Source organism: Hydromonas duriensis (assembly GCF_004363775.1).
GTDB classification, from domain to species: domain Bacteria; phylum Pseudomonadota; class Gammaproteobacteria; order Burkholderiales; family Burkholderiaceae; genus Hydromonas; species Hydromonas duriensis.
The window spans coordinates 1-15,694 of sequence record NZ_SNZE01000035.1; the positions used below are offsets into that span (position 1 = coordinate 1).

Here is a 15,694-nt window from a genome sequence, read left to right on the forward strand (position 1 = left end):
CGTCCTGACCAATCATTGCGTACTTTACGGTTTCAGGCTCGCAAAGTACGCGCTTGCCTTTTTTAGGAATTCAATCTCCCGCTTGCGCAAATCAAAATGTTTGATAGTCTTGGCGACTTGGGCTTTGGCCTTTGGTTGAGGCAGCTTTAGGATTCTTCATGGTTTCATAAATCCAGTTCGTTAATGCACCGTAGTTTATACCCAAATCTCGAGCCACTTCCGCGTAACTCAGCTCGCCTGATAATGCTAAACTCACTGCCTCAGCTTTGAATGAGTCATCGTAACGATTGCGTTGCATTTGACACCTCTCTTTTTACGTTAAAAGGTGTCCGTCAATTCGAGGGTAGATCAGAATCGACTGCCCCACAAGCGACAGGCAGTACCGCGCCGAGTGAGGCGACGTCGCCGAACACCAGTACGTCGAACATGAGTGGCGGCGGTGCGTCGTTTGCCCCTACCCTACCGATGAGAGAATCGGGCGAATCGTCTTCGACCACGTATGCGACGTTGACTGAGGGTAAGATTACGATGGACGTTCAGTGAGGCGGTGACGAATCACAACTCGCATGTGGTTGGTGAGACGGTGAACATCAGTTCTAAGGGTAACACTGTTCAATGAACTACAAAAAAGCCCTGCTTCTAATTAGCAATAGGTAATTTGGAATCTAACATTTTTAGTTAACGATAATAGTAAAGTTGGAAATTTTAAGAACCTTCAATGACTTATAACAAGTAAATGCAGCGGCCGTAGAGTTTTTTTGAATACATTTTTGTATATTGGAACCTTGACGGTGTCGATTTAATCTTTTAAAATCAAACATATGTAAGGTTTTTCGGTTTCTGCAATGCACCTGATTTTAAGCGGCTTACAGTAATGTAAGCCGCTTTTGTTTTGTCTGTCTCAATTTCCCAGTACTTTTTCGTTTAATGTTAGTTTGAAGCGACTTGATGGTATTGGGTTGCTCACGTTTTTACATCTCCATCATGCCCACATCACATCCTCTTACTGACGCCCTCGCTCACATCCGCATCATTATCGTTCGCACCAGCCATCCTGGCAACGTGGGGCAAGTGGCGCGGGCGATGGCGAATATGGGGCTGCGTGAGCTGTATTTGACCTCGCCTCGATTTGCGGACATGTGTGCGCAACCCGATGCCATTGCTTTGGCAAGCGGGGCGACGGATGTGTTGGACAACGCTGTCATCGTGCCTGATTTGGCGACTGCGTTGCAGGGGGTGAATTGCGCTTTTGCTTTTTCAGCGCGAACGCGTGACCTTGCGCCACCTTTGCGCACGAGTGGTGAGGCGGCGGCTGAGGTGATGGCTTTATTTACGCAGGCACAGGCTGAGAATATGGCTCTGCCTAAAGTGGCGTTTGTCTTCGGTGCGGAGCGCAGTGGCTTAGTGAATGATGAGGTGATGTTGTGTCAGCGGTTGTGTCAAATTGAGGCGAACCCAGAGTACAATTCGCTCAATCTTGCCCAAGCCGTGCAGGTGATGACGTATAGCTTGCGTCAAGCTGCGCTGCATGGTTATTCAACGCCGATTGTTGAGCATCCTGCATTGCTTGACTCGGCCGATGTGGCGCAATTGGATGGCATGCTGAATCATTGGGAGGCGATGTTGACCGATATTGGCATGATAAATCCAAACATCCCGACAGAAATGATGCCGCGTTTGCGTGCATTATTTTCGCGCACGCAGTTGTCGACCAATGAGGTGAATTTTTTGCGTGGTTTAGCGAGCACAGTGCAACGCATCAAGAAAAAGGAGTAACGCTTGAACGTTACTCCTAATTAAGTTTCTAACTCAATCACAATAAATCACATACTCAATCAAGAACTCACTTCATCGGTTTCTTTTTCAATGGCTCTGGTTAAGCTGTCGGGTGTGACCACGCCCCATAATTTGCCATTTTGGTCGACCACAGGCAAAGGATATTTATTGCCAATGGCCGAGGGTAAGGCTCCTTCTACGGTGGTGCTTTGCGTGACGACGACCGAGTTGTTTGCCAATTGCGCCAAAGTTTCTTGGCTGTTTTCTGCAATGGCTTTTTTCAGTTGGGCGCGGGTGACCATGCCTTGATAGCGGTTGTTGGTCAGTACCCAGCCCCACTCTATGCCGACGGCTTCAATTTTTGTCAAGGCTTCTTGGTGTGTTTCATTTTCTAAGCACAAACGCGGTTTGCGCATAATGGCTTCAACGGTTAAAACGCTGGCGCGATTGACCTCTTTGACAAATTCGCGCACGTAGTCATCTGAAGGGTTGAGCAAAATTTCTTCTGGCGTACCGATTTGCGATAACTCGCCGTCCTTTAAAATCGCAATGCGCGAGCCAATGCGCAGGGCTTCTGATAAATCGTGTGTGATAAAAACGATGGTTTTTTGTAAGCGATTTTGCAATTCAAGCAGTTGTTCTTGCATTTGACTGCGAATCAATGGGTCAAGCGCGGAAAACGCCTCGTCCATTAATATGACATCGGTATCAGCTGCTAAAGCGCGAGCTAAACCCACGCGTTGTTGCTGACCGCCCGACAGTTGGCGTGGATACAGGTTTTCATAGCCTGCAAGCCCAACTGTTTCGAGCCATTCGGTCGCTTTTGCGATGCGTTCGGCTTTTTTTACCCCGCGCACTTCTAGGGCGTAGGCCACGTTGTCAACCACAGTGTAATGCGGCATTAAACCGAAACTCTGAAACACCATGCTGATTTTGCGACGGCGAAAATCTTCAAGTTGTTTGACATCCATCTCCATCACATCTTCGCCGTCAATGATGATGTGCCCATCCGATGGGTCTATCAGTCGGTTAAAGTGGCGGATTAATGTGGATTTCCCTGAGCCAGATAAACCCATGATGACAAAAATCTCACCTTCTTCAATGTTTAAGCTGATGTTGTGCAGGCCTAAAGTATGAGTGTGCTGCTCGAGCAACTCTTGTTTACCCATGCCCGCTTTGACTTTAGCCAGAGCTTCTTGCGGTTTTTCACCAAAAATTTTAGTGATGTTTTGAACTTCAATCTTAATCTTACTCATAATAACCCCCTCGATTTATCGTGGATTGTGTCGATGACTTTGCATGCGCAGGCCTGCGGCTTGTGTGATGCGGTCGAACAAAACAGCCAACACCACAATGGCCAAGCCGCCGACGACACCTTGTCCTGCATCGTTGCGCTGTAAACCCAACAAGACAATTTCGCCCACCCCGCGTGCACCAATCATTGAGGCAATCACCACCATCGACAATGCCATCATCATGGTTTGATTTAGACCTTGCATGATGCTGGGCATTGCCAAGGGGATTTGTACGCGTTGTAGAATTTGAGCTTTAGTCGCACCAAATGAGCGGCTGGCCTCAACCACTTTGCGATTCACTTCTCGAATGCCAAGGTCGGTCAAGCGAATTAAGGGCGGCGCAGCATAAATCACTGTCGCGATAATGGCGGGGACTTTGCCCAAACCAAACAGCATGGCGGCTGGAATTAAATACACAAAACTTGGAATGGTTTGCATCAAATCAAGAATGGGGTTAATCACTTTGCGTGCGGCATCACTGCGGGCGGATAAAACCCCGAGCGGCAACGCCATAATGACGGATAAAAACACCGAGACCAACATGATGGCAATGGTTTGCATGGATTCTGGCCACACGCCTAAAGCACCAATCAAATACAGTGCCAACATCATGCACAGTGCAAAGCCTACTTTTCGCGAGGCATAAAAAGCCAGTGCGCCCACCAGCAAAATCATCACGGGTGGCGGAATGCCAACCAATAATTTTTCTAAGGCCACCAACATGCTGATGAGCGTGCTGGAGAAGGCGTCAAAAACAGAACCAAATTCGACCACAATATATTCCAAAAATAAATTGATATTGATCTTAATGGGTTCGCTGATATCAATAAAAAAAGACATGATGTATCTCCATGAGATAGACAACGCGGGTTGCCATGTTGACAACCGTATTGGCAACACAAGGGCAGACCCTGTCATGAACAAGACAGCGGAGGCTCATGACGAGTGTCATCCATGCGCATTAAACTGCGCATGTGCACGTTGTCATTGTGTAAGGCGAAAAAGCGCGTCCGACGACTCGCATCAAAATGATGACGAGCCATCTGCTTTAAATAAAAAAGGCTGTACGTTTTTCGCTTTGGTTTAGGTTTTTTTAAACTTATTGAAATAAAAACCACAAATGGGCGCACAAATACGCCCTCGAAAAATAGTTGAGAGTTACTGCAGTTTTGCATTCACCCGTGCCGCGACGTCAGCGGGAACCCACTTTGTCCAGACATCTTGTTTCGTTTTCAAAAACTCAACTGCGGCATCATCAACCGTTCCACCACGCTCTTGCATGAAAGCCAAGGCGGCGGAGACATCCGCGCTGGTTGTGTTGTATTGTCGGATAAATTCGGTTAATGTCGGCGCTTCTTTAGCGAACTTAGCGTTGACCGCTTTGTAAACTTTCACAACAGGATAAGCCGTTGTTTGAGTGGGATTTTTGTCGGTATAAAATTTTTCCCAAATGGTTTCATCGTAAGCGGGTTCTTCAAGCATTTGAACCTCATTCCCAATCTTGCCCCACAGCCACGTGGGCCCCCAGTAATAAAACACAATGGGTTTCTTCTGTTTAATGGCCGACTCAATCGCTGCAGATAAAGCAGAACCTGTGCCCGAGCGGAAGTTGGTAAACGAGTCGTTCAATTGATAAACGGCCAGTTTTTTAGTATTCACCACTTCACAGCCCCAGCCCGCATGACAGTTATAAAACCGCCCTTTATTAGGCACTTCGGGATCTTTGAACAAGTCTTTGTACTTCACCAAGTCGGTCACCGATTTTAAGTCTTTTGCGGGCGCATCAGGACCTTCGGTTAAGTATTTGGGAATAAACCAGCCTTGAACGGCGTCTGGAAAGTTAACCCCTAAATCCAAGACCTTGCCCGACTCAGTGGCTTTATTCCATGCGGCTGTAATATTTTCTTTCCAAATTTCCATCGTGACATCAATGTCACCCTTGGCCATGCCGTTAAGCAAGGGAATGGTTGTGCCAGGCACTTGATCAACTTCACAGCCATAACCATTTTTAATGATATTTTGTGCAACCGCCGTATGAAAAGCGTTGGAGTCCCAGTCCAAACCTGCAAACACAACCTTTCGGTTGAGTTCACAAACGGGGGCTGTGGATTTGGAATCCAGCGCGGCTGTTTTGGGCGACTCTTCAGTTTTTTGCCCGCACGCGCTCAACACAGTGACGACACCCATAATAGATAGGGTTCTTAAAAAGTTTTTTTGCATCAAATTCTCTCCAGGATACAGGGCATCTCGAGGCTCAACCCAAAATAGGGTTCAACCAAGGATTACCGTGGTTAGACGGAACTAGCGACTCGATGAGCACCTCCAATATGAATTGGAACTTTTTTCGCTAGAGAGTTTTGCTGACTGGAAACAGTATGTAAAAACCAGTGCATTCATTTATTATAACATAATTGATATTTTTGGTTAAAAATGCTGCAGTTTATATATAATTTAGTTTTTTATACTATTTTAAACAAAAATTTCGGTTTATTGATACTTTGAGGGCGCGCCAATAAACAATGGTTTTAGCCAAAAAATATCAAAACCAAGCGCAACCCGCCTCACAAATGACATTTATCCCCGTCAACGCCAGCGCAGATGACCTCGCAATCGGTTATGATGCGACTTTAGATTCACACCTGCTTTAAACTCTATCTATGTTCATTACCCACCTCAAAGAAGACATCCAAACCATCCGCCACAAAGACCCTGCTGCCCGTTCTTTGTGGGAGGTCTTGACCTGCTACCCAGGGTTGCACGCGCTTTTTTTTCACCGCATCGCTCATGCGTTATGGATGAACAACCTGCGTTGGTTGGCTCGATTCGTATCGCACGTGTCTCGCTTTTTGACGGGGATTGAAATTCACCCTGGCGCAACCATGGGGCGGCGTGTGTTTATTGACCACGGGATGGGCATTGTCATTGGCGAAACGGCTGAAATTGGCGATGACTGCACCATTTATCAGGGCGTAACGCTGGGTGGCACTTCGTTAACCCGTGGCACAAAACGCCATCCAACGCTTGAAGCAGGCGTGGTGATTGGTGCGGGTGCAAAGGTGCTGGGGAGTTTTACGGTTGGTGCAGGGGCTAAAATCGGCTCCAATGCCGTGGTGGTTAAACCCGTCCCCGCTGGCGCAACGGCGATTGGCAACCCCGCGCATCTGATTGACTCACAGCCCACACAATTGCATGAATTCAGCGCGTATGGTGTCAACGCTGCGGATGACGATCCGATTGTCCAAACCCTAAAACGGGTGATAGAGCACCTTGAGCGCAGCGATGCCACTGCGCGTGAGCTACGCGACCAACTGGCCAAAGCGGGCATTGATTGTGGCAAAAGCATTGAACATTCGCAAGACATTGAACAACTCCGACACTTATTAGACCGATAACCGCATGTCGGGTGACGTCGTCAACTTACAAAACAGAAAAATAAACGTGAACTCACCAACAACACACACACAGCTCCGCCAAGTGAGCATTGATGACAAATACACCGCGACAGAGGGTCAGGTGTTCATGTCGGGCATTCAAGCCTTGGTGCGATTGCCCATCATGCAACGTCAACGCGACCTTGCCGCGGGTTTAAACACCGCGGGTTATGTCACAGGCTATCGCGGCTCGCCCTTGGGCGGTTTGGACGATGCACTTTGGCGCGCCAAAAAATATTTAGAACCCGCCCATGTGACATTTGCCCCAGCGGTGAATGAAGACTTGGCCGCAACGGCGTGCTGGGGGACGCAGCAAGTCGGTTTAATTGGGCCTGCCAAATATGATGGCGTATTCGCCATGTGGTATGGCAAAGGCCCAGGGGTGGACCGCAGCGCGGATGCGCTCAAGCATTTAAACCATGCAGGCACGTCTAAACATGGCGGCGTGATTTTAGTCGCTGGAGACGACCACGTTGCGCACTCGTCATCACTGCCCCATCAATCGGATCATATTTTCAGCGCGGCCATGATTCCGATGCTCTACCCTTGTAATGTTCAAGAGTTTCTCGACCTCGGTGTCCACGCATGGGCGATGTCCCGTTTTTCAGGTTGTGCCATTGGATTTAAGGCGATAGCCGACACGGTTGAGTCCTCGGCCTCAGTGGATGTGAACCCATTCCGCGTAGAAGTCAAAATCCCTGACAACTTCGTCATGCCCAAAGAGGGTTTGAACATTCAACTCTCAACCGCAGGCGTGAACGCGGTTGCGCGGGCGCAAGAAGCCTTGATGCAAGATTACAAAATTTACGCGGCTCTAGCATATGCGCGAGCGAATCGATTAAATCGCATCACTATTGACTCACCCAAACCACGTTTGGGGATTATTGCTTCGGGTAAATCATATTTAGACGTGCTCGAGGCGCTTGGACAGCTTGGCATTGACGAAGCGCAAGCGGCTGCGATTGGTTTGCGCGTATTCAAAGTCGCCATGCCGTGGCCGCTCGAAGCCGATGGCGTGCGCGAGTTTGCGCAAGGCTTGGATGAAATTTTAGTGGTGGAAGAAAAGCGGCAAATTGTCGAATATCAACTCAAAGAGCAGCTGTACAACTGGCGCGATGACGTGCGCCCACGCGTCATTGGCAAATTTGACGAAAAAGGGGAATGGGTTGCGCCCCGAGGTGAGTGGCTGCTCACGTCAAAATTGGATTTTTCGGTGGCACAAATCGCCACTGTGATTGCATCACGCATTGAACGTTTTCATACCAGCGACATCATTCATGAACGATTGGCGATGCTGCAAGAAAAAGAAGCAGTGCTCAATCGTGCGGTCAACACCCCGCCTCGCCCGCCCTACTATTGCTCAGGCTGCCCGCACAACACCTCGACCAAAGTCCCCGATGGCTCGGTGGCATTGGCAGGCATCGGTTGCCACGCGATGGCAATGGCGATTTATCCAGAATCAAACAAACTCATGACCCACATGGGTGGCGAAGGCGCGACTTGGATAGGTCAAGCGGCATTCACCGAAGTGCCGCATGTGTTTCAAAATTTGGGGGATGGCACCTATTTTCATTCGGGTTATTTGGCCATTCGTGCCGCCATTGCTGCTAAGGTTAACATCACCTATAAAATTTTATACAACGATGCGGTGGCCATGACGGGCGGGCAACCCGTGGACGGGGTGGTTACAGTGCCGTCAGTTGCGCACCAGATGATTGCTGAAGGGGTGCAACGAATTGCGCTGGTGACCGAAGACACAACGCGTTACCGCGACCGCTCGATGCTGCCTGCCCTCGTCACCATACATGACCGCTCTGAGATGGAAGCAGTGCAAAAAGAATTGCGCACATTCAAAGGCACCAGCATCCTCATTTACGACCAGGTTTGCGCAGCAGAAAAACGCCGCCGCCGTAAAAAGCGCACGCTGGACGATCCGAAGGTCTTTACATTCATCAACGAAGCCGTGTGTGAAGGCTGCGGCGACTGTGGCGTTCAATCAAACTGCGTATCAATTTTGCCGAAAGAAACAGCTTACGGGCGCAAACGCAGTATTGACCAATCCTCATGCAACAAAGATTACAGTTGCATCAATGGCTTTTGCCCAAGCTTTGTCACCGTGCATGGTGGCAATATTCGCAAATCCAAAACGGGAATCATCCAAAAAGACAATCCAGCCGTAAACGACTTTGGTGCTTTACCCGAACCCATCTTGCCAACTTGCCGCACGCCGTACAACATTCTGCTCAATGGCATCGGCGGCACAGGCGTTATTGCAGTTGGTGCATTCATTGGCATGGCGGCGCAGCTTGAAGGCAAAGCCGTTTCGGTGCTTGACATGACGGGCATGGCTCAAAAAAATGGCGCGGTCACGTCACACATCCGCATCGCAGATGATGTCAACTGCCTTCATGCGCAACGCATCGCCACAGGCGAAGCCGATTTGGTGCTCGGCTGCGATATTTTAACGGCGGGCTCTCATGACGCCGTCGCCAAAATGCGCGCAGGGCGCACCCGCGCCGTGGTCAACTCACACCAACAACCCACGGGACAATTCACACAAGTCCCTGATTGGCAGTTTCCAATCCACGATGTACAAAGCCTGATTGAACAATCCATCGGCCAACAAGCCGAATTTGTTGACGCGACACGACTCGCCACAGCCTTAATGGGCGACGCCATTGCCACCAACGTATTCATGGTTGGCTTTGCTTACCAAAAAGGGCTGTTGCCCATTTCCGAAGCTGCCTTGTTGCGAGGCATTGAAATCATCGGCGTGGGCGTAGAAGCAAACAAGCTCAGTTTTTTATGGGGCCGTCGTGCTGCGTTTGACCTCAAGCGTGTCGAAGCCATTGCTTTACCAACTCAGACCATCGCTTTACACATGCCCGAGCGTCTAGATGCCATCATCGACCGCCGTTACCATGATTTAATCGCGTATCAAAACAAAGCATACGCCGACACCTACTTGGCCCTAGTCAAGCAAGTACAGACCGCCGAGGCTCAGCTGAATTTAGGACAACAACTGAGCAAAGCCGTTGCACTCAATGCCTTTAAATTAATGGCATACAAAGACGAATATGAAGTTGCTCGCCTATACACCCAGCCCGAATTTATGGCGCAACTCAAACAACAATTTGATGGCGATGTCTCGTTAAAATTCCATCTCGCCCCACCACTGTTCGCCAAGAAAGACCTCAATGGGCATTTAGTCAAAAAGGCTTACGGGCCGTGGATGATGCGCGTGTTTGGTTGGTTGGCAACATTGAAAAACCTACGCGGTACTCGACTTGACGTGTTTGGCTATACCGCAGAACGTCGCATGGAACGTGAGCTGGCGCGAAACTACGTCGACACCATGCGCACGCTGGCGGCTAAATTGAATAAAGATAATCACGCCACCATGGTGAAATGGGCGAATTTACCCGAACAGGTACGCGGATTCGGACATGTGAAAGAAAAAAACATTGATGAATATCTGAAGCAATCCGCTCTGCTTAAGGATTTATTGATGTCGCTTACAACAAACAAGACTTAAGGGTGTTAAGAGGTTTGGTTTTTATTGTTTGCATATTTGATTTTGAAATTAGCGATATATTGAGCGTGAGCTTTATGAAAGCTCATGTTTTTTAAGGTTATTTTGGAAAATTATATTTACAAGGTGAGGTAATTAAAATAAAATTTTTACATTGCTAAATAGTTTTATTTGGCTAGTTAAATACATAATATATTTATTGAGACAAAAGTAGTTGCGCTCGGGATGGTGTTAAAGCTTACGACAAGGTTAACGATTGTCTAGCTAGTTTGACCACTGAGTATGAATGGCGTCACACAGATAGTTTATTCTGATGGCATGGATGTTTTAAAAACGCATCTTAATCTGTAGGTAGCTCACGCGTGGACTTGACTGCCAAGTTTAATATTTTTTGCCCTAACCGAAATGTTGAAACTCATCATCGGCAAGGCTTACATGAGTAGTTCTATGAGATAGCGGGCACTTGATTTTGACTATGAGCTTTTTTAGCCGCCTAATCTCATCTAATCATGGAATGATTGCTGCAAAATTCATGCGCGGCATAGTGAAATTAAGTCTTTATTTAGAATGTTAAGTGGTTTTGCAGGAAGATTTTGGGCTTGATAAGCTGGACGTTCTCTTCGTCTGTTTCGTTCACTGCACACTTGCTGCCGATTAGCTAATTAGCGTTAATGCCCTCGACGCTCGAGTTATTTGGCTCCAAACTGCTTGATTGGCTATGTAATCATGAACAAAAATATTTTTAAAATTAAGTTTTCTAAAAAGCACAGCGATTATGTGGTTGTTTCTGAGCTGTCTACCAACAATCATTCAGGAGTCACTGATAAGGGATTGTTGCCTGCAAAATTATCATTTAAGTCGAAATCGCCAATAGCTGTGTGTATTGGTATGTTGCTGTCTTTCGCTGCTTGGGGTGAACCAAGTCTAACAGCCTTGCCTGTGGATGGAAAAGTAGTGTACGGACAGGCCAATATAAGTCAGGCTGGCTCAACAATGACTATTCAGCAGCTGAGCAATAAAGCCAGTACAAATTGGCAAAGTTTTGATATAGGTGCGAGTGCTCATGTCAATATTGAGCAACCAAGTAATAATTCCGTGCTTCTTAACAGGGTTTTAGGAAACAGTCCGAGCGAAGTTTTTGGTAGTTTGAATGCCAATGGGCATGTGATTTTAATAAATCCAAACGGTGTGCTTTTTGGCAAGGATGGAAGTGTTAACGCAAGGAGTTTTACCGCCTCTACTTTCTCACTGAGTGATGAAGATTTTATCTACGGAAGATACCGTTTTCAACGCAATGGTTCAAACGGCTACATTATAAATAACGGAAAAATCAATGCTGCAGATGGTGGTTATGTGGCCTTGATTGGTGTTGTTTTGAATAATAATGGACAAATTGTAGCCCCACATGGCACGGTTGGTATGGTGACTGGAGATACGGTCAGTATTCCAATGTCTTCGAGTGGAAAAATCACATTCGATTTGTCACCTGCCAGTATTAATACAAGTGTTGTTAATTCCTCTGGATCTCTAATAAAGGCTGATGATGGGCAAGTGTACATTAAAGCCTCTTCATTAAATTCGGCTTTAACAAACGTCATGCAGTCAGGTGAAATAGATGTTAGCGGAGACTCAGGAGGTCAAGTTCAGCTGCTTTCTGACGCTGGAAACATAAAGGTAAATGGAGTAGTTAATGCAGATGGACGTGTTGGGAATCATGGTTCGATTGTTTTAGGTCGAGATGTCTCGAGCGGGGCGCTTGCAGCTAACACTGATGTGAGTGGGGCGACCTTGAGTTCTAAGGGCGGTTTTATAGAAACTTCTGGAGATTGGCTTAAAACTGACGGGGTTAATGTTAAGGCAGTGCAATGGCTATTAGACCCCGCGGATATTACGATTGGAAGCGGTACTGATAATAATTATGGAGTGACCAATGGCAATTTTTCTCCAAATGGTGGGGTTGCTTCTTCAACGATAAATGTTGCAACGATAAATTCGGCTTTAAACAATGATACAAATGTTTCGATTACTACTACTAACAATGGTTCAGTGGGTAGTGCGAACGGTAATATTTATGTTAATTCTGCAATTCAAAAGACGGCTGGCTCAGAAGCCACTTTAAGGCTAAATGCAGACAATACTCTTCAAATAAATGCCGCTATTGAATCGACCAGTGGGAAATTAAATGTTATTGGGATTGGCAACGGTGCCGTTTCAGGTAGCCAAGGTGTTGTGGTTAGTTCGGGTAATGCCATAAAGGCGAATGGTGGGGATGTAACTTTGTCAGGTAGCTCCGTAAATAATTATGGAGTGTCTGTTGCTCAAACAAGTTCTTTGTCTGGAGGGAATGTTGAAATTAATGGGACAGCTGGTGGTTCAGGAGTAGGTATTCTGATTGAACGTGGTGTTTCTGTTAGTGCGGACAAATCAATTTTATTAAATGGAACAAGTACTGGGAGCTCGGGTAATGCGGTTTTGCTGGGAAGTAATCCTAACACTGATGCTATTAATTTGACCTCAGGTACGACTACAACTATTTCGGGAACTTCGACTAATTCTGCAAACTCATCTGATGTTTTGTCTTTGTCAGATTTTAAGAGCAGTGCAGGCAGTAATATTAATATTACTGCGACCACGCCAAACTCGTCATCAACAGCTATTCGTATTTATAAAAACTTGTCAGGTGGTAATAGCATAGCTTCAGTAAGCGGCGATGTTGTTGTAAGTAGTAACCAAGGAGGCGTTTCTATTGATGGCCCGTCTGGAAGCAACATAATTTCGGGTCAAAATGTTTATATTTATAATACTGGCGGTACTGTTTCATCAGGGGCAATTATCGCCGGTTCTGGAAGCAGCTCTGCAACCAGTAAGGCAGGGGTTTATTTAAATGGTGGCGTAAAAGCTGTTACTGGCAACATTTCAATTTTGGGTGAAGGTGCAGGAGGTGGGGTTAATATTGGTGGAATCTTAACTGCCAATGCAAGTCCAACACAAACTGTAAAGGTAACAGGGCGAACATCGGTAGACACAGTGAGTAATTACGGTGTCCAGTTCTCTGGAAGTTCGGGGATTGATGCAGGTAATTATCTAATTAACGGAAGTTCTACAGCTACAGGCCATCAGAATGGATCTGCTGGGGTATATTTATCTGGTAGTTTTTCAGCTCAACAAAATAGTAGTGTCTCTGGGAGCACTAGCAATGCCGCTGGAATGAGTGTGGGGGTTGCGCTGGCGCAAACTCTTGCAGGCACCTCCACATTAAACTTAAATCAGACTGCTGGAACCACATTGTCTATAACAGGAGTTAATAGTTCTAATAATGTAAAGACTATCAGTGGTACTTATACTGCTATAGATAGCTCTGGAGTGAGCAACTATGGTGCTATGAATATAGGCAGTGGAGCGGTCAATGTTGCAGGCACAGGAGGAAGTGGTAGCGCATCAGGTACTACTGTTGCAAATCGTAGTGTCAACGCTGTAACTGGTGCGGTAACGGTAGACCAGGGCTATATTCGTTCATCAGGTTTTATTAATGTTGGAAATATTAATATAAGTAATTCAGGGACCGCATTTAGTATTGCTGGAACTGTTAGTGGAACTGTACCTACTCTATCGAACAATACTTATAATTGGACCAACCCAGTAACTTTATCTACCGCAAGTGTTACTGATAAGGCTTACGTTGCTAAATCTGGTGTTACATTCGCTAGTGGAAGTATTAGTTATGGTGCAGGGACGTTGGCCACTATAACAGGTACAAGTTCTGTTTCAAATGCTCCTTCAGGTAATGGCGCTGGTGTCAGTAACTATAATGACGGCTCTTCTGTGACAGGTAGTTTAAATTTTACAGGTGTGAACGGTGCTCAAATATCAGGTACATCAACTAATGGAACGGGCGTTTATTTCTTGCAAACAGGTTCTCTTAACATTAATGGAGGCTCTGTTTCAGTTGTTGCGAATAGCACAAATTCAACGGGCATGTATGGAGCTGGTGTTTCAGTTAGTAACTCAGGTATTTTATCTATTAATGCTACAGGCAAAACGACTGGGTTTAGTAATGGGGGCGGTGCTGGAATTTCATCAACAGGCAATAGTTCAATAAACTTAACAGGCACAGCAACAACTGGTAAAGGCGTAGACATACAAGGTTTTGTAAGGGCGGCACTCGGAAGCAAAATTAACATTATAGGTAATAATACGGGCAGTGGTGATGGCATTTCTTTGCTTAATGGCAGTATTTGGTGTGGTGTAACAGATTGTGGTTTTGGAGCAATTGGAGGTACAACGGCAGGTGATATTTCACTTTCTGGTTCGTCTGCTTCTAATGGGCGCGGCGTTATCCTAGGAGGGCTAATTCAAAGCCAAAGTAAAATTACAATTTCAGGTACTACATCTTCTCCTACATGGTACGCAGCGTATTTGGCTCCTGTTGCTATAAATGTTTTGTCTGGCGGCGCATCGAATGCAGGGGATGCAATTAGTATTTCGGGCAACAATACGGTTGCAAGTGATAAAGGAGCAGGTAAAGATATATATTTGGCAACTGGGGTTACTGGTAAACCTATTATCTCAAACAATAGTAACGGAGGTGCGCTGTCGATTCGCGGAAACAATAGTGGAATAACTATTGCGCCTGTTAGTATTACCAATGCTTCGAGTGCAGGTGCGGTTAATATCATTACAGGGGATGGAACGCCCTCTTCTCTCGGCGTCATTACTGCTCAGGCTTCGGCATTAATTACCCAAAATAGCGCCTCAGGAGTCAACATTAGCTCAGATGGTAATGGAAATATAACTGTGCCAGGAGTTATAAATAATGGAGCGGGTGATGTGGTTGTATCCGCTGGCAAACTGCATCTTGCGGGAGACGCCACAGGCGGTCAAGTCCTAACAGCGGCTGGGAATGCAGTCGCTAATCTTGGGAACGGTAAAACAAAAATATACTCGGGAAGTGCGGCCTTAACTGGCAAACTCTCTAATCTGACCAGTGCATTTAATACTCTCTATTATAATGGAACGAGTAAAGCATTAAACGCTAGGTTTAACGCTAATTTTGGAGATGTCATTAGCGGAGCAAGTAGTGTCGCACAAGTAATGTTCAGAGAAAACGCTACGGCATCTCCATCGTTTTCAATTGCTTTACCTAATTTGACTAAAACTTATGGAGATAGCGATCCCAATAACTTGAATAATTCGTTTCAATCTGCTTATACAGCAGCAGGTGGGGCAACAACATTAAGCAAAATCGTAGGAAACAATACTTTTGGCCTTACAGCAAGTGATGTAATTTCCACATTAGCAGGGACGCGTTTATCAGGAGAAAATGTTGGAACCTACGCCTATAATCTTGTAGTTGGCGAAGGTCTTAATACGACTCTTAGTCCTCAGCCAAACATGCTGATAGGAAAACGAGATATTACCATCAATACTTTAATCGCCAGCAACAAGGTGTACGACGGAACCTCTATAGCAAAGGTAATTGGTGCTAAGTTTGACAATATGGTCAATGGCGAATCACTGGCTTTAACTGGTAATGCTGATTTTAGTGATAAAAATGTTGGGGATAACTGATCTGCCCTCATTTCAACGGACATTTTAAGCAGCTATTTTAGATGCTGCGGATTCAAATTTTACAGGGCTTTGGTATCCCAATTTTGAATGTT

Annotated in this window: 9 protein-coding genes; 5 read left to right on the forward strand and 4 right to left on the reverse strand. The window is 46.2% G+C overall.

Features of this window, described 5'->3' with window-relative positions:
• Positions 1 to 91: 91 nt before the first annotated feature.
• The gene (locus DFR44_RS10485; protein ID WP_133621521.1) at positions 92 to 298 is read right to left on the reverse strand and encodes a transposase; all 207 of its coding nucleotides are present in this window, start codon (positions 296 to 298) and stop codon (positions 92 to 94) included.
• Here DFR44_RS10485 and DFR44_RS10490 point away from each other — a divergent pair.
• Positions 271 to 543 (forward strand): hypothetical protein, encoded by a 273-nt coding sequence (locus DFR44_RS10490; RefSeq protein ID WP_133621522.1) that lies wholly within the window; start codon positions 271 to 273, stop codon positions 541 to 543. The two genes, DFR44_RS10485 and DFR44_RS10490, sit on opposite strands and share 28 nt — an antisense overlap.
• Positions 544 to 984: 441 nt before the next feature.
• Positions 985 to 1,776, forward strand: coding sequence for an RNA methyltransferase (locus DFR44_RS10495; RefSeq protein ID WP_162845252.1), 792 nt, complete (start codon positions 985 to 987; stop codon positions 1,774 to 1,776).
• 59 nt (positions 1,777 to 1,835) lie between these two features.
• On the opposite strand, the gene DFR44_RS10500 is transcribed toward DFR44_RS10495, so the two are convergent.
• The 3 genes from DFR44_RS10500 to DFR44_RS10510 all read right to left on the reverse strand — a co-directional run bounded on the left by DFR44_RS10500 (position 1,836) and on the right by DFR44_RS10510 (position 5,291).
• Entirely contained in the window at positions 1,836 to 3,032 is a 1,197-nt protein-coding gene (locus tag DFR44_RS10500; protein ID WP_133621524.1) for a quaternary amine ABC transporter ATP-binding protein, read from the reverse strand.
• A gap of 15 nt (positions 3,033 to 3,047) precedes the next feature.
• Positions 3,048 to 3,911 carry an ABC transporter permease gene (locus tag DFR44_RS10505; protein WP_133621525.1) on the reverse strand — a complete coding sequence of 288 codons (864 nt, stop codon included), beginning with the start codon at positions 3,909 to 3,911 and terminating at the stop codon, positions 3,048 to 3,050.
• 318 nt (positions 3,912 to 4,229) lie between these two features.
• Positions 4,230 to 5,291: an ABC transporter substrate-binding protein gene (locus tag DFR44_RS10510; RefSeq protein ID WP_211336940.1), complete on the reverse strand. Its 1,062-nt coding sequence runs from the start codon at positions 5,289 to 5,291 to the stop codon at positions 4,230 to 4,232.
• Between the two features lie 437 nt (positions 5,292 to 5,728).
• Between DFR44_RS10510 and cysE the strand changes: the two genes are divergently transcribed.
• The 3 genes from cysE (at position 5,729) to DFR44_RS10525 (ending at position 15,602) form a co-directional block, all read left to right on the forward strand.
• The gene (gene cysE, locus DFR44_RS10515) at positions 5,729 to 6,463 is read left to right on the forward strand and encodes a serine O-acetyltransferase (RefSeq protein ID WP_133621526.1); all 735 of its coding nucleotides are present in this window, start codon (positions 5,729 to 5,731) and stop codon (positions 6,461 to 6,463) included.
• Positions 6,464 to 6,467: 4 nt separating this feature from the next.
• Positions 6,468 to 10,037 carry an indolepyruvate ferredoxin oxidoreductase family protein gene (locus DFR44_RS10520; RefSeq protein ID WP_133621527.1) on the forward strand — a complete coding sequence of 1,190 codons (3,570 nt, stop codon included), beginning with the start codon at positions 6,468 to 6,470 and terminating at the stop codon, positions 10,035 to 10,037.
• A 723-nt stretch (positions 10,038 to 10,760) separates the two neighbouring features.
• Positions 10,761 to 15,602 carry a two-partner secretion domain-containing protein gene (locus DFR44_RS10525; protein WP_133621528.1) on the forward strand — a complete coding sequence of 1,614 codons (4,842 nt, stop codon included), beginning with the start codon at positions 10,761 to 10,763 and terminating at the stop codon, positions 15,600 to 15,602.
• Positions 15,603 to 15,694: the final 92 nt, after the last annotated feature.